This window comes from Saccharothrix sp. (assembly GCF_031180885.1).
In the GTDB taxonomy this organism is placed as follows: domain Bacteria; phylum Actinomycetota; class Actinomycetes; order Mycobacteriales; family Pseudonocardiaceae; genus Actinosynnema.
In genome coordinates this window covers 154,346-168,725 of record NZ_JAPSLK010000009.1, presented here as the reverse complement: position 1 = coordinate 168,725, position 14,380 = coordinate 154,346, and the positions used below count along the sequence as shown (strand labels likewise).

Genomic DNA, 14,380 nt, shown 5'->3' with positions numbered 1-14,380 from the left:
CAACCCCGCTGGGCCGGCGTCGGCGGCACTGGCGTCCGCGTCGGCCCGTCCGGCGGCGGCACCGGCGTCCGCATCAGCCCCGCCCGGCGTCGCCACCACCGGCACCGGCGTCCGCACCAGCGTTGGCTTGGCGAAGGCGGCCCTGCTTCAAACCCTTCACCGCGCTGAAAATTATTCCTTCACGAAGCAAAAATTTTCCTGATTGGGGAGCAACGACATGCGCGACATCAAGATCTACTCGTCCCTGTTCACCGGCGGCCTGCACAACGGCCAGATCAAGTGGTCCGAGTACGTGCAGCCGGGACGCAACCAGGTGGACGTCGAGTGGCTCTACACCCAGGCCGAGACCGGGCCGTCCGGTGCGGAGGCGTACATCGCGCACTTCAAGCCGGGCTCGCACGGGGACCTGCACGAGCACCTCGGATACGAGCTGCTGCTGATCCTCGAAGGCGAGCTGCACAACGACAACGGTGACCGGTACCCCGCGGGCACGCTCTTCATCGAGAAGCCGGAGAGCGTGCACCAGGTGTCCTCGCCCAGCGGGTGCTTCGCGCTCGTGGTGCGGGAGAAGGGCACGCGGCCGGTCACCACGGCCGAACTCGAGACGATGACGACGGCGGCGGCGGGCAACTGACCGGGAACCGGCCGACAACCGGCCGAAACCGAACGAGAACCTGCCGAAACCGATCACCAAGCTGAGCCGAACGGGTGGCGGGGCCGTCCCGAAGGCGCGCCCCGCCACCCAACCCCCTTGTCGACCAACCCATCCCTCCGTCAGCATGTAATGGGTTGAAGCCATTACAGGAACCAGGAGCCGGTACCCGATGTCCCAGCAGACGCAGGACCGACCGCACCCCACCGCACCCCCGCCCGGCCGCGAAGTCCTCGTCGGCCGCACCGGCAAGCAGCACTCCCCCCGCTACCGCTGGGGCATCCTCGGCATCGGGATCTTCGCCCAGGCCGCCTTCAGCGCCGCCTTCCAGGGCATCCCCACCTCGGGCTCGATCCTCGCCGCCGCCTACGGCTACTCCCTGTCCGAACTCGGCCTCGTCCTCGCCGCCGTCACCGCCGGCATCTTCGTCACCGACGTGTTCTGGGGCATCCTGTCCGACCGCATCGGCGAGCGGAACGTCCTGATCATCGGCCTGGCCGGCACCACCGCCACCCTCGCCTACGTCACCGCGTTCCTCGTCCCCTCCGACGACGTCGCCCCCGCCGCCTGGGCACTCGCCGTCGTCCTCTTCCTGTCCGGCGCGCTCGGCGGCTGCGTCAACGGCGCCTCGGGACGAGCCGTCATGGGCTGGTTCCCGCCGGACAAGCGCGGCTTCGCGATCAGCCTCCGGGTCGCGGCCGTGCCCCTCGGCGGCGCGCTCGGCGCGGCGATCATGCCGCCGCTCGCGCTGGGCGCCGGGTTCCGCTGGGTCTTCCTCTTCCTCACCGCCTTCATGCTCGCCGCGACGATCGCCGTCGTCCTCTGGCTGGACGAGCCGCCCATCGCGCGCACCAAGGCCGCCGGCGGGATCGCCGCCACCACCCTGCCCAACCCCCTGGTCCGCTGGGACATCTGGCGCGTGGCCATCACCGCCTTCCTGCTCGACCTGCCCCAGTTCACCGTCCTGACCTTCGGCACCGTCTTCCTCACCACCGCCCTCGACCTCGACATCACCGCCGTCGTCATCGCGCTCGTCGTCGTCCAAGTCCTCGGCGGCGCGTCCCGCGTCCTGTCCGGCCGGTGGACCGACAAGAAGGGCGGCCGGTACCGGCGCACGCTCGTCCGCGTCTACAGCTGGCTGATCGCCGCCGCCTTCGCCGGCGTCGCGCTCTACCAGGTGGCGCCCGCGTGGCTGGTGGTCGGGCTGTTCGTCGCCGCCGGGTTCCTCGCCTGCGGCTGGCACGGCGTCCACTACGCCGAGATCGCCACCATGGCCGGCGCCGAGCGCTCCGGCACCGCGCTCGGCCTGGAGAACACGATGGTCTTCGGCGGCGCGTTCGTCACCCCGCTGCTCATCCCGATCGTCCTCGACGCCTCGTCGTGGCCGGTGGTGATGCTGCTGGTGGGCGCGCTGCCGGCGGTAGCCTCGGCGCTGCTGATGCCCCGGGAGCAGCCGGTCTGAGCCCGGTGGAGAACCCCGACGGCGCGCGGCGGACCAGGCCGCGCGCCACGGCCGTGGAGGAGCACCTGAACGCGACACCCGAGCACCCGAGCCTGGCGCTGGTGGCCACCGTGCGCAGCCGGCTCGGGCAGCCGCGCGACGAGCTGGGCGACGCGCCTTCGCTGACCGCCTGGCTGACGCGCCACGACCTGCCGCCCGCGACCGACCCCGACCCGGTCGACGTGGGCGAGTTCCGCGCGCTGCGCGAGGCGGCCTACCGGCTGCTGGCCGACGTCACCGCGGGCCGGGCGCCCGCCGACGCCGACGTCGAGCTGGTCAACCGGTGCGCCGCGCACGCCCCGCCCGCCGTGTCGCTGGTCGCCGAACCGGACGGCGTGCGGCGCGTGCGGGAGCGGCCGACCCCGGCGCAGGCGCTCGGACTGGTGGCCCGGGACCTGGTCGACCTGGTCGGCGGGCCGCGGCGGGACCGGCTGCACCAGTGCGAGGCGGAGGTGTGCGGGACGTTCTTCGTCGACACCTCCCGGGCGGGCCGGCGGCGCTGGTGCTCGTCGGCGACCTGCGGCAACCGCGTCCGGGTCGCCGCGCACCGCGACCGCGCGGCCGGACCGTGATCGACCGGAGGACCGCCGATGATCTACCTGCACACCTCCACCCTGGTCAGGCTGGCGCGGTGCGGTGACCCGCGGCCCGTGCTGCGCGACTGCCTGGTGGCCGTGAGCGAACTGAGCCGGGCCGAACTGGCCGGCGCGCAGCTGCCGCCCGAGGTGCGCCGCCGGGCGCACGCCGTGCTCGACGCGGTCGGCGTGCTGGAGGTCTCCGTCTCGGAGCTGATCCGCGAACTCGCCGAGTCGCGGCCCGAGGCGCTGGACGCCGACCAGGCCGTGCACCTGGCGACCGTGCTCAGCCTGGGCACCGGGGTCACCGCGTTCGCCTGCGACGACCCGGTCCTGGCCGCCGCGCTCACGGAGTGCGGCGTGCCGGCCGTGGTACCGCCGTTGGGGGTACCACGGTGACCGCGTGGAATGGCCTCAATTGCAGAATCGAATACCGATTCGGCATACCCTCGCAATCGGTGTCGATCACCCGAATGGCACACCCCAATTCAGTTGAAAGCTATACAATCGCGGCGGTCGAGGCGCGCGATCCGTCTTGTTTGACCTGAACGGAGCCTCCAGCTGGGGGAGTAACAATGGACATGAGGCAGTTGAATGCCTTTCGAACCGTTTCGCAAACGGGCAGCATCACCCGCGCGGCGGCTGTTCTCGGTTACTCGCAGTCCGCGGTCACCGCGCAGATCAAGAACCTCGAGGCGGCGGTGCGGACCCGTCTCTTCGAGCGCAGGCGGGAGGGCGTGCGGCTGACCGCCGAGGGCGAGCGGTTCCTGCCCTACGCCAACCGGCTGCTGCGCCTGTCGGAGGAGGCCCTGTCGGCGCTCGCGCCGGAAGCGCCGCCTGCCGGCCGCCTCACGATCGGCGCGAGCGAGTCCATCACCACCTACCGGCTGCCGGGGGTCATCCGCCACCTGCACGCCGCGTACCCGGAGGTGCGGCTCGCCCTGCGCACCTACCACGAGGGGCCGGCGCGGATGACGGAGGCGATGGAGCGCGGGGACATCGACCTCGCGCTCATCCACTTCGTCGACCCCGGGCCGACGGGCCGCCCGTCCCGTCGCCTGGCCTCGGAGGACCTGGCACTGGTCGCGACCCCGGACCACCCGCTGGCGGGCCGGGACGTCGTCGAGGCGGAGGACCTGTGCCGCGCGCGGACGCTGATCGTCCAGCCGACGTGCGTGTACGACACGGCGCTGCGGACCTCGTTGCCCGGCCCGCGGACCGTGGCGCCGTTGCAATTCGGCACCCTGGAGGCGGTGAAGATCGCCGCCCGGTCGGGGCTGGGCGTGGCGCTGCTGCCGCACGTGGCGGTCACCGACCTGCTGCACAGCGGTGAACTGGTCGAGCTGGCCTGGGCGCCGCCGGTGTCGGTGAGCAGCTACGTGCTGTGGGGCGAGGAGCGCGACGACTCGCGGCTGTTCACCGCGCTGGACCGGGTGCTGGACCGGGCCGTCGCCGAGTGGCGCCAACCGGTGCCCGCGATCAGCGAATGACGAAGGGCCTCCCGCCGGCCACGCGATGGGGCCGGCGGGAGGCCCTTCTCAAGGTGCCTCCAGCGAACGCGTCCAGCGGACGCGCAGGCGGTCTAGTGGACGCGCAGGCGGTCTTCGAAGGCCGCGACCAGCGCCCGCCAGGCCGCCACCTCCTTGTCGAACGGCGCGCTCGGCGCGAGCCGCGTCGGGTCCGGCTTGAGCACGTAGGACACCAACCAGCCCAGCGACTCGGACTGGTTGAGCGCCACCTTCACGGTGTCGTCGTGCGCCCAGTCGCCGGCGTCCTCCAGCAGCTCCACCGCCAGGTCGAGCTGGGTCGGGTCGACCGCGTCCGGGCCCTCGGCGATGTCCTCGTCCAGGCCGGTGAACACGTAGACGTTGTCCGGGTCGACCTCGACCTCCAGGTCGCCTCCGGTCGCCTTGACGACCAACTCGCCCCACGTGGACACCTCGGCCAGGTCGCTGTCGTCGGCCTCGACCACGAACCGGGACAGCGCGCGCGGCGAGCCGAACACGTCGATCTTGCCCTTGCGGCCCAGGAACAGCGGCTGGTCGTCGAGGTAGCAGCGCAGCGTGTAGTACTCGCCGGCACCGGTGATGATCTTGATCGGGTCGATGCCGACCTCGCCCCAGAACCCGATGGGCTCGTCGGCGTCCTCGTCGTCTTCGTCGTCCTCTTCGCCGTCGACGTCGACCGCGTTCTCCGCCTCGAACGCCGCCAGCTCCTCCTGCGCGACCTTCAACGCCGGCTCGTCCACGTCGGGCGTGGTGACGACCCCGTCGATCGCGTCGAGGACGTCGTCCCACTTCTCCGCGACGACCTCGGCCAGCTCCGTCCACAGCGCCTGGCCCTCGCGGCCGGTGAACGGCAGCGTGCCCTGCGGCAGCAGCGCGAAGCCCTCCGCCGAGTCCAGCACCTCGTGGACCTTCTCCAGGTCGCACACGTCCGCCAGGGACCGCACGATCGACACCACGTCGGCCAGCTCGCCGATGACCCAGGTGTCGGGTTCCTCGGCGACCAGCTCCGGCACGCCCACCAGGTCGAACTGGTGGTTGTCGTCGGGCGACAGCTCGCCGACGGACAGGCCCGGCACCACGTGCCACGCCGGGTGGTCGGTCAGGTCGTGCTCCTGCGCCGTGCGCACGAAGGCCGCGAGGTGCGCGGCGTCGGGGAAGGCGTAGAGGTCGTCCTCGTGCCCGAGGAAGGCCTCCCACTCCTCGCCCTCTTCCCGCCAGCGGGGAGCCCACAGGGTGACCACATCACCCTGGGTGAGTCCCAGCTCGATCGGGACGATGTCCTGAGCCATCCGACCTCCCGGTCACGCCATGCCCCTTTGCGATGCGGCCAAAGCCTACGGGGTCGAGATCCACCTACCGCCGTTGACCACGGAAAGGGTCGGCGAAGAAGTCGTCATCGTCGTCGTCCTCGGGCGGCGGCGCCGGTCGGGACCTCGGCGCACCGGTCCGCTGCCCGGCCCACGGCGGCGTCGGCCGACCCGGCTGCGGGGGCGCAGCCCGAGGCGGATCACCCGGAATTGTCGGTGTCGGGCGAGACGATGGTTCCGGGGGCCGGAGGCCGCCGCGCGGTGCAGAGCCCGGCTGGGGCGCGGACCCCGGCGTCGGCGGGCCGGCGTGCTGCTCGGCTTCGGCTCGGCGGGCGAAGGGGGATGGTCCGGCGAAGTCCTCGATGGCCATCGCCATGCTGTCGCCCAGCGACTTGGCCAGCTCGTTGTAGCTGGTCTGCACCGCGGCATCCACGGCGAGCCCCGCGGTCTCGGTCACCATCCCGCCCACCGCGTCCGGTCCCTGACCGAGGGCCGCCGGCTGGATGCGGACCGCCTTCAGCGCGCCCACCGCGGACGCCGTCACGGTCACCAGCCCGGACGGGTGGGTCGCCGTCCCGACCACCCGCGCCAGCACGTCGGTCAGCCGGTCGGCCGCCGAGATCCGCTCCTCCTGAACGCTCACCGCGGCCCCCGCAAGTACGTGTCACCGAAGTCGTCCTCGATGCCGCCCGCCGGGAAACCGATCTCGGTCAACGCCTTCGACGTCGCCGGGTCCGTCAACCGCGCCAGCGACTGGTGCATCCGCGCCGCCGCGTCGGCCGACGCCCGCGCCGCCACCCGCACGATCTCCGCGCCCAGCGCGTCCGCGCCCATGTTCAGCGCGCCGGGGGAGATGCGGATCTCCCGCGGCGGTGCGCCGGGTGCGGTCACGACGGTCACCGCGCCGTCCGAAGAGGACGCCCGGCCGAGCACCGGCCCGGTGCGCGCGATGTGCTGCGACACCTGTGCTTCCACGTCCGCGACCCGCCGGGCCGCGCGCTGCGTCTCGTCCACGTCCTCAGCCCGTCGGTCGGTAGAAGCCCATGAAGCCCATGCCGATGTTGTCCGTGCGGATCGGGTTCACCTGGACCGGGTCGCCCGCCTCCACCATCTGCCCGTTGCCGATCACCATCGCCACGTGCCCGTCCCACACGACGAGGTCGCCGGGCAGCAGCTGGCCCGGCGGCACGGACGCGCCCATCGCCTGCGAGGACGCGGGCCGGGGGATGTCGAACCCGGCCTGCCCGTACGCCCACTGGGTCAGGCCCGAGCAGTCGGTGCCCTGCGGCGGGTTCGCGCCGCCCCACACGTACGGGGTGCCCAGCGCGGACAGCGCGGCGCGCACGGCCCGCGCGGCGGTCTCGTTGGGCGCTTCGGCGCTGCTGCCGTCCGGCAGGTTCACGCCCACGCCGGTGCCGGGCTGCGGCGGGATCGCGACCGGCAGGCGCGGACCCGACGGGCCACCACCCCCACCGCCGCCTCCGCCACCACCGGAGCCGCCGCCACCGCCTCCTCCGCCACCGCCGCCGGGGCTGCCGGGCGAGGACGGGTCGCGCCCGCCGCCGTCGACCGACGACACCTTGGTGTCACCGCCGGAGTCGACGCCCAGCGGGTCGCCGAGGCCCTTGAAGTCGGGCTTGGGCAACGCCTTCAGCTGGTTGGCCACGTTCGTCAGCTCGGTGCGGACGCGGTCCAGCTCCTGCTTCGACCTGCCCTCGTACTCGCGCGCCTTGGCCACCACGTCCGCCGCGACCGCGAGCACCGCGCCGATCCCGCCGAACAGCGACGCGGCGACCGCGGCGGCCAGCCGGGGCTGCGCGTAGCCGGTGAAGTCGTCGATCAGGCCCTGGATGGTGCGCTTGCCGGCGTTGACCGCGTTCACCGCCGTGGTGGCCGCGTTCTGGGTCGCGGTGGCGTTGCGGGACAACAACTGCACGCCGCTGGAGAACGACGCCACGCGCCCCTGGAACGCGGTCGCCTTGTCCCCGTACCAGGTGCCGAGCACGGTGTTGGCGGCGCCGGTGTGCCGCCCGTCGACCTCGGCCAGCGCCGAGGCGGCCCGCCCGAAGGAGTCCGCGGCGCGGGTCGCGCCACCGGTGTCGCCCTCCAGCTTGGCCAGGTCGTCCTTCATGGGTTGGACCAGGGAAGCCAGGAACCCGGCTACGTCGAACATCGCTAGACCCGGTACGCGCGGTTGAGGGAAGCGCCCTGCTGCGCCTCCTGCTCGGTGTAGGCGGTGGCGGCCTTGGACACGGCGGTGGCGAACGCCGACAGCCCGCTGGACGCGGCGGCCACACCGTCCACTTGGGTCTGCGCGGCCTGCTGGAACGCCGCACCCAGACCGACCTCGTCGCCGATCTTGCCGAAGCTGCCCGCCGCGAGCGACGTGGTCCCGGCCAACGTGGACGTGCCGATCGCGCCGACCTCGCCCGCGAGGCCCGAAGCGGTGCCGCTGTAGGCCGTCAGCGCCGCGGTGTCGACGGCGAAACCCGAGTTCACCCAAGCCCCCCTCTGGTACTGCCTGACGCCCCGATCCTGCCCGATCCGCAAGCCTTTCGTACCTCGTTCGGGCAGATCCTCCCCTGATGGGCGGTACCCCACGAGCCGTCCTCACCTGATCATGGGTGTGTGGGAGCACTGCGCCATTGGGAGCGGATCGTGGCGTGGCTCGCCGACCACGCCCCCTCGACCGGTGCCGCGTTCATCGCCCCCGAGGACGCCGCCGCCGTCGAGGCGCTGGAGGCGGCGAGCGGCCTCGCGCCGCCCGAAGACCTCCGCGCTTGGTGGGCCGTGTGCGGCGGCACCGAGAACCTGGCGTTCGCCGAAGTGCTGCCGCCCTTCTACACCCCGCTCGGCCCGACGAACGCGTTGCGCTCGTGGCGGCTCAAAGAACGGTTCTGGCCGGTGGACCTGGACTCCGAGGCGGGCACCCCCACGGTCGGGTTCCACCCCAAGTGGCTGCCGATCGCGTTCGACGGCTGCGGCGACGCGCTCGCGCTGGACCTGCGCCCCGGCGTGCTGTCCGGGTGCGTGGTCGAGTGGGACCGCGAGCGCGGCGAGATGCTCAAGCCCGAGTGGACCAGCCTGGACGAGATGCTGGACCAGGTGGCGACGGCTCTGGAGCACCGCAGCCGGCTGGGCCACTGCGAACCGCTCGTCACCACCGACGGCCGGTTGGGCTGGCGGACGGACTGACGGCGCAGGCCACGTTCCGGTATCATGATGGTCACGGGTTTTCGCTGGTCAGGCGCTGTGGGGGCGGGTATGGCGGACGTGCACGACGTGGCCGCGGCGGTGTTGCACGCCACCGGCCCGGAGTCGCCGATGAAGCTCCAGAAGCTCCTGTACTACGCCCAGGCCTGGCACCTCGCCAAGTACGACGAACCCATGTTCACCGCGCGCATCGAGGCGTGGCGGCGCGGACCGGTCGTGCCCGAGGTGTACTACCGGCACCGCTTCCAGACCGAGGTCGGCGAGTGGGACGAAGGCGACCCGCGCGGCCTGTCGGAGCGGGAACGCGCGGTGGTGGAAGACGTGGTCGACCGCTACGGCAAGTTCAGCCGCCACGAGCTGAGCGACATGGCGCACGCCGAGGGACCGTGGCGCGAGGCGCGCGGCGACCTGCCCGAGTCCGAGCCCAGCAGCGCCCCGCTGTCGAACGAGGCCATGGCACGCTACTTCCGCCGGCTGTTCCGCGACCCCGAGCAAGCGTTTGCGGACGCGGTGGCCAGCGTGCGACTGGAGGGCTTGGACGTGCCGGCCGAGACCGAGCGCACGATGCGGGAGGTCGCGGCGGGCGAACTGGACATCGAGGACGCCATCGCTCGCGAAATCGAGGCCATCCGCCGCCGGTGACCTCGGACGACCCCTACACCGACCCGACCACCGGCGTTCTCCGCAACCACTTCGGCATCACCGACCGGCACGAGTGCGACCGGGCCGAGGCCCGGCTGAGCGCCCTGCGCCTGGGTGAACTGGCGATCACCCCGTTACCCGGGCTCTACGACCTGGCCCACCTGCGGAAGTTCCACCGGCACATCTTCGGCGACCTGTACCCGTGGGCGGGGGAGGTCCGGCGGGTGAACATCGCGAAGACGGTCACGTTCGCCGCGTGGCAGCAGATCGAGCCCTACGCGGACTGGCTGTTCGGCGAGCTGAAGAAGGAGCAGTACCTGCGGGAGTTGGCCGAGCAGGCCTTCCTCGACCGCTTCGCGCACTACTTCGCCGAGGTCAACGCCCTGCACCCGTTCAGAGAGGGCAACGGCCGCACGCAACGGGCGTTCTTCGGGCAGTTGGCGCTGGAGGCGGGGTGGGTCGTGGGTTTCGGCTCGCTGGAGGCGGAGGCGTTCACGTCGGCGTGCCGGGAGTCGATGAGCGGGTCGCTGGCACCGTTGCGGGGGTTGCTGGCGGCGGTCACCCACCCGGCATAGCCGCCATTTCCTCCCGGTCGCCCCTGGCTTTTTGCCGCGCAGCGGCTGCTTTTCGCTTTTCGCCGCGCTCCGCGCGGCGGGCCGGCTATCAGCCACAGGCGGGGCTTCGGTTCCCCCACCGTATGGCCTGCCCTTCGGGCAGGCCATACGGAGATGACACGAGCAAGAAGCCCGGGTTGAGTTGTGTCCCCCGGAGGACTGCCCACTCGGCGGCTTCGCCGCCGGGCGGCTGGGTGGCGGGTGGGGTGGGCGGTGGGGCGACGCGGGGCAGAATGATCGTCATGCCGAAGGTCTTCGTCGCCGGACCCGTGTCGTGGAACCGCCTGGTGAAACTCGACCGCCTGCCCGAGCCGCGCCCGCACACGGTCTTCGCGCGCGGCCACCGTGCCGTCCTTGGTGGCACGTCCGCCGGCAAAGCCCTGAACCTGGCCTACCTGGGCGCGGAGGTCACCCTGCGCACGGTCATCGGGGACGACGAGGAAGGCCGCCTGATCACCGAGGTGTTGACGGCGGCGGGGATCGAGCTGATCGCGGAGACCGCGCCGGCCAGTGAGCAGCACCTGAACCTGATGACCCCAGAGGGCGGTCGGCTGTCGATCTACCTCGAACTACCGTCCCTGACTGCCCCCGAGCACGACTCGCGTGCGCTCGCAGCCCTGGCCGCTGCTGACGCGGCCGTGATCGACCTGGCCGACCCGGCTCGCCCGTTCCTCGCGGCGGCCCGGGAGCGTGGCGTCCCGGTGTGGTGCGACGTGCACGACTACGACGGGAAGTCCGAGTTCCACCAGGACTTCGTGGACGGTGCCGACTTCTTGTTCATGAACGACGACGGCATGTCCGAGGCCGAACTGCTCGCGTTCCTGCGGAAGCACGGCCAGGCCGTGGCGACCCAGGGCGCGAAGGGTGCGACGGCGGTGGTGGACGGCGAGACCTACCACGTGGACGCCGTGCCGGTGCCCGAGATCGTCGACACCAACGGGGCCGGGGACGCCTTCTTCTCCGGCTACCTCGTCGCCCACCTCGCCGGCGCGGACACCCCGACGGCCCTCCGGGCGGGCGCGGAGCATGCCGCGCGCTGCCTGGCGTCCCCCGACCTCGCACCAGCGAAGCCGGGGGACTGAGCGATCACACCCCGATCGGGTGCCAGACGGTCTTCGACTCGACGAACGCGCGGATCCGGGACAGGTCCGGCTCGCGGGTGAAGTCCTCGGACGGGCGGGTCCGCAGGACGCGCTTCACGGTGCCCGCCGCCGACTGCTCCAAATCCGCTCGCAGCGCCTCGGGCGCACCGGTCAGGTCGAGGGCGTTCACGTCGGCGTGCGAGGCCAGCCACGGTGCGATCTCCGCGGTCCGCCCGGTCAGCACGTTGACCACCCCGCCGGGCAGGTCGGACGTCGCCAGCACCTCGGACAGGGTCACCGCGGGCAGCGGCCGGTCCTGCGAGGCCACCACGACCGCCGTGTTGCCCGCCGCGACCACCGGGGCGACCACGCTGATCAGGCCCAGCAGCGACGACTGCTGCGGCGCGAGCACCGCCACCACGCCGGTCGGCTCCGGCACGGAGAACGAGAAGTACGGCCCGGCCACCGGGTTCGACGCGCCCAGCACGGTGGCGATCTTGTCGGTCCACCCGGCGTACCAGACCCAGCGGTCGATCGCCGCGTCCACCAGCGCCTGCGCCTTCTTGACCGCCACGCCCTCGGCCGCGCCGACCTCGGCGACGAACTGCTCGCGCCGGCCCTCCAGCACCTCCGCCACCCGGTACAGCACCTGGCCGCGGTTGTACGCGGTCGCGCCGGACCAACCCGGGAACGCCTTGCGGGCGGCGGCGACCGCGTCCCGGGCGTCCTTGCGGGACCCCTGGGCCGCGTTGGCCAGGAAGGCGCCCTTGGTGTCGGTCACCGGGTACGACCGGCCCGACTCCGAGCGCGGGAACGCGCCGCCGATGTAGAGCTTGTAGGTCTTGGCCACGGAAATCCGCTCAGACATCGAGGTACGCCTCCAGCCCCGTGCGACCGCCCTCGCGGCCGAAGCCCGACTCCTGGTAGCCGCCGAACGGGGCGGTGGGGTCGAAGCGGTTGAACGTGTTGGCCCACACCACGCCGGCGCGCATCTTCTGCGCCGCCCACAGGATGCGCGAGCCCTTCTCGGTCCAGATGCCCGCGGACAGCCCGTACGGCGTGTTGTTCGCCTTGGCCACGGCCTCGTCCGGGGTGCGGAAGGTCAGCACCGACAGCACCGGCCCGAAGATCTCCTCGCGCGCGATCCGCATCGCCTGCGACACGTTGGAGAACACCGTCGGCGCGAAGTAGAAACCCTTGTCCGGCAACGGGCACGCGGACGTCCACCGCTCCGCGCCCTCGGCCTCGCCGGACGCGGTCAGCTCGTGGATCTTGGCCAGTTGCTCGCGCGAGTTGATCGCGCCGATGTCGGTGTTCTTGTCCAGCGGGTCGCCCACGCGCAGCGTCGACACCCGCACGCGCAGCTTCTCCAGCAGCTCGTCGGCGACGGACTCCTGGACCAGCAGGCGCGACCCGGCGCAGCACACGTGGCCCTGGTTGAAGAAGATGCCGTTGACGATGCCCTCGACGGCCTGGTCCAGCGGGGCGTCGTCGAACACGATGTTCGCGGCCTTGCCACCCAGTTCGAGGGTGATCTTCTTGTTGGCGCCCGCGAGCTGCCGCTGGATGATCTTGCCGACCTCGGTGGACCCGGTGAACGCCACCTTGTTCACGTCCGGGTGGTTCACCACGGCCGCGCCGACGTCACCCGCGCCCGGCAGGATGTTCACCACGCCCGGCGGCAGGTCCGCCTGCTGGATGATCTCCGCGAGCACCAGCGCGGTCAGCGGCGTCGTCTCGGCCGGCTTGAGCACGACCGTGTTGCCGCACGCCAGGGCGGGCGCGATCTTCCACGCGGCCATCAGCAGCGGGAAGTTCCACGGGATGACCTGGCCGGCCACGCCCAGCGGACGCGGGTCGGGGCCGAGTCCCGCGTAGGCCAGCTTGTCGGCCCAGCCGGCGTGGTAGAAGAAGTGCGCGGCGGCGGTCGGGACGTCGACGTCCCGCGACTCCTTGATCGGCTTGCCGTTGTCCAGCGATTCCAGGACGGCCAGCTCGCGCGCCCGCTCCTGGATCAGCCGGGCGATGCGGAAGATGTACTTGGCGCGCTCGGCGCCGGGCATCCTGCCCCAGACCCGGTCGTAGGCGCGGCGGGCGGCCTTGACGGCCTTGTCCACGTCGGCGGTCGAGGCCGTGGAGACCTCGGCCAGCACCTCCTCGGTGCCCGGGTTGACGGTCTTCAGCGGCTCACCGCCGCCCTCGACGAACTGCCCGTCGACGAACATCCGGTAGTTCGGCTTGAGGTTCGCGATGTCCCGCGACTCGGGCGCGGGCGCGTATTCCCACATGATCAGTCCACCGTCACGTAATCGGGGCCGCTGTAGTGGCCTTCCAACTGGGTGCGCCGCTGCATCAGCAGGTCGTTGAGCAGCGTGGACGCGCCGAACCGGAAGAGGTCGGGCGTCAGCCACTCGGGCCCGGCGACCTCGTGCACCGCCACCAGGTACTTGATCGCGTCCTTGGTGGCCCGGATGCCGCCGGCCGGCTTCACGCCGCGCAGCTGCCCGGTCTGGGTCCGCCAGTCCCGCACCGCCTGGAGCATCACGTGCGTCACCGGCAGGGTCGCGGCGGGCGTCACCTTGCCGGTGGAGGTCTTGATGAAGTCGCCGCCCGCGAGCAGCGCCAGCCAGGACGCGCGGCGGACGTTGTCGTAGGTGGCGAGTTCGCCGGTCTCCAGGATGACCTTGAGGTGCGCGTCCCCGCAGGCGTGCTTGACCTGCACGATCTCGTCGAACACCTGGCCGTAGCGGCCGGACAGGAACGCGCCCCGGTCGATCACCATGTCGATCTCGGTCGCACCCGCGTCGACGGCGAAGGCGGTGTCCTCCAGCTTGACCTTCAGCGAGGACCGGCCGGACGGGAACGCGGTCGCCACCGACGCCACGTTGATCCCCGTGCCCTGGAGTTCCTGGACGGCCGTGGCGACCATGTCCGGGTACACGCACACCGCCGCGACCTTCGGCACCTCGGGCCGCTCCGGGTCGGGCCGCCGCGCCTTGGCCGCGAGCGACCGCACCTTGCCGGGCGTGTCCGCGCCTTCGAGGGTGGTCAGGTCGACCATGGAGATCGCGGTGTCGATGGCCCACAGCTTCGCGGCCTTCTTGATGCTGCGCGTACCCAACCCGGCCGCGCGCTGTTCCACCCCGACCTGGTCGACCCCGGGCAATCCGTGCAGGAAGCGGCGCAGCGAGGCGTCGTCGCGCACCGCGTCCGCGAGCGCCGGCGGCAGCGACGGCGCAGTCGATGTGGCAGCCATGGCCCGAGTCTAAGCGGATTGGGACGCCCG

Annotated in this window: 17 protein-coding genes; 9 read left to right on the top strand and 8 right to left on the bottom strand. The window is 72.1% G+C overall.

Features of this window, described 5'->3' with window-relative positions; all coding sequences use genetic code 11:
• Positions 1-217 precede the first annotated feature (217 nt).
• The 5 genes from RIN75_RS14885 to RIN75_RS14865 all read left to right on the top strand — a co-directional run bounded on the left by RIN75_RS14885 (position 218) and on the right by RIN75_RS14865 (position 4,218).
• Positions 218-634, top strand: a complete 417-nt coding sequence (locus tag RIN75_RS14885; RefSeq protein ID WP_309112489.1) for a cupin domain-containing protein — start codon at positions 218-220, stop codon at positions 632-634.
• 190 nt (positions 635-824) lie between these two features.
• Positions 825-2,114, top strand: coding sequence for an MFS transporter (locus RIN75_RS14880; RefSeq protein WP_309112488.1), 1,290 nt, complete (start codon positions 825-827; stop codon positions 2,112-2,114).
• Between the two features lie 5 nt (positions 2,115-2,119).
• Complete coding sequence (locus tag RIN75_RS14875; protein WP_309112487.1) at positions 2,120-2,725, top strand: ABATE domain-containing protein; 606 nt, start codon at positions 2,120-2,122, stop codon at positions 2,723-2,725.
• 18 nt (positions 2,726-2,743) lie between these two features.
• Positions 2,744-3,127, top strand: coding sequence for a hypothetical protein (locus RIN75_RS14870; protein ID WP_309112486.1), 384 nt, complete (start codon positions 2,744-2,746; stop codon positions 3,125-3,127).
• Positions 3,128-3,309: 182 nt separating this feature from the next.
• Complete coding sequence (locus RIN75_RS14865) at positions 3,310-4,218, top strand: LysR family transcriptional regulator (protein WP_309112485.1); 909 nt, start codon at positions 3,310-3,312, stop codon at positions 4,216-4,218.
• 92 nt (positions 4,219-4,310) lie between these two features.
• Here the strand turns inward: RIN75_RS14865 and RIN75_RS14860 are convergent, their stop codons facing one another.
• The 5 genes from RIN75_RS14860 to RIN75_RS14840 all read right to left on the bottom strand — a co-directional run bounded on the left by RIN75_RS14860 (position 4,311) and on the right by RIN75_RS14840 (position 8,042).
• Positions 4,311-5,525, bottom strand: coding sequence for a primosomal protein (locus RIN75_RS14860; RefSeq protein WP_309112484.1), 1,215 nt, complete (start codon positions 5,523-5,525; stop codon positions 4,311-4,313).
• Between the two features lie 64 nt (positions 5,526-5,589).
• Positions 5,590-6,186 carry a YbaB/EbfC family nucleoid-associated protein gene (locus RIN75_RS14855; protein ID WP_309112483.1) on the bottom strand — a complete coding sequence of 199 codons (597 nt, stop codon included), beginning with the start codon at positions 6,184-6,186 and terminating at the stop codon, positions 5,590-5,592.
• Positions 6,183-6,557: a hypothetical protein gene (locus RIN75_RS14850; RefSeq protein ID WP_309112482.1), complete on the bottom strand. Its 375-nt coding sequence runs from the start codon at positions 6,555-6,557 to the stop codon at positions 6,183-6,185. Before RIN75_RS14850 ends, RIN75_RS14855 begins: the two co-directional genes overlap by 4 nt.
• A gap of 4 nt (positions 6,558-6,561) precedes the next feature.
• Positions 6,562-7,716, bottom strand: coding sequence for a C40 family peptidase (locus RIN75_RS14845; protein WP_309112481.1), 1,155 nt, complete (start codon positions 7,714-7,716; stop codon positions 6,562-6,564).
• A gap of 2 nt (positions 7,717-7,718) precedes the next feature.
• On the bottom strand, positions 7,719-8,042 hold the full coding sequence (locus tag RIN75_RS14840) for a hypothetical protein (protein ID WP_309112480.1): 324 nt from the start codon (positions 8,040-8,042) through the stop codon (positions 7,719-7,721).
• 129 nt (positions 8,043-8,171) lie between these two features.
• On the opposite strand from RIN75_RS14840, the gene RIN75_RS14835 reads away from it, so the two are divergent.
• The 4 genes from RIN75_RS14835 to RIN75_RS14820 all read left to right on the top strand — a co-directional run bounded on the left by RIN75_RS14835 (position 8,172) and on the right by RIN75_RS14820 (position 11,094).
• Entirely contained in the window at positions 8,172-8,738 is a 567-nt protein-coding gene (locus tag RIN75_RS14835; RefSeq protein ID WP_309112479.1) for an SMI1/KNR4 family protein, read from the top strand.
• Positions 8,739-8,807: 69 nt separating this feature from the next.
• On the top strand, positions 8,808-9,398 hold the full coding sequence (locus RIN75_RS14830; protein WP_309112478.1) for a type II toxin-antitoxin system antitoxin SocA domain-containing protein: 591 nt from the start codon (positions 8,808-8,810) through the stop codon (positions 9,396-9,398).
• Positions 9,395-9,973, top strand: a complete 579-nt coding sequence (locus RIN75_RS14825; RefSeq protein WP_309112477.1) for a Fic family protein — start codon at positions 9,395-9,397, stop codon at positions 9,971-9,973. The genes RIN75_RS14830 and RIN75_RS14825 overlap by 4 nt, the downstream gene beginning before the upstream one ends.
• Before the next feature lie 281 nt (positions 9,974-10,254).
• Complete coding sequence (locus RIN75_RS14820; RefSeq protein WP_309112476.1) at positions 10,255-11,094, top strand: PfkB family carbohydrate kinase; 840 nt, start codon at positions 10,255-10,257, stop codon at positions 11,092-11,094.
• A 4-nt stretch (positions 11,095-11,098) separates the two neighbouring features.
• Here the strand turns inward: RIN75_RS14820 and RIN75_RS14815 are convergent, their stop codons facing one another.
• From RIN75_RS14815 to deoC, 3 genes are read right to left on the bottom strand one after another with little or no spacing between them, the layout of a single operon-like run.
• Entirely contained in the window at positions 11,099-11,962 is an 864-nt protein-coding gene (locus RIN75_RS14815; protein WP_309112475.1) for an aldehyde dehydrogenase family protein, read from the bottom strand.
• The gene (locus RIN75_RS14810) at positions 11,955-13,388 is read right to left on the bottom strand and encodes an aldehyde dehydrogenase family protein (RefSeq protein ID WP_309112520.1); all 1,434 of its coding nucleotides are present in this window, start codon (positions 13,386-13,388) and stop codon (positions 11,955-11,957) included. The genes RIN75_RS14815 and RIN75_RS14810 overlap by 8 nt, the downstream gene beginning before the upstream one ends.
• Positions 13,385-14,350, bottom strand: a complete 966-nt coding sequence (gene deoC / locus RIN75_RS14805) for a deoxyribose-phosphate aldolase (RefSeq protein WP_309112474.1) — start codon at positions 14,348-14,350, stop codon at positions 13,385-13,387. Before deoC ends, RIN75_RS14810 begins: the two co-directional genes overlap by 4 nt.
• Positions 14,351-14,380 lie beyond the last annotated feature (30 nt).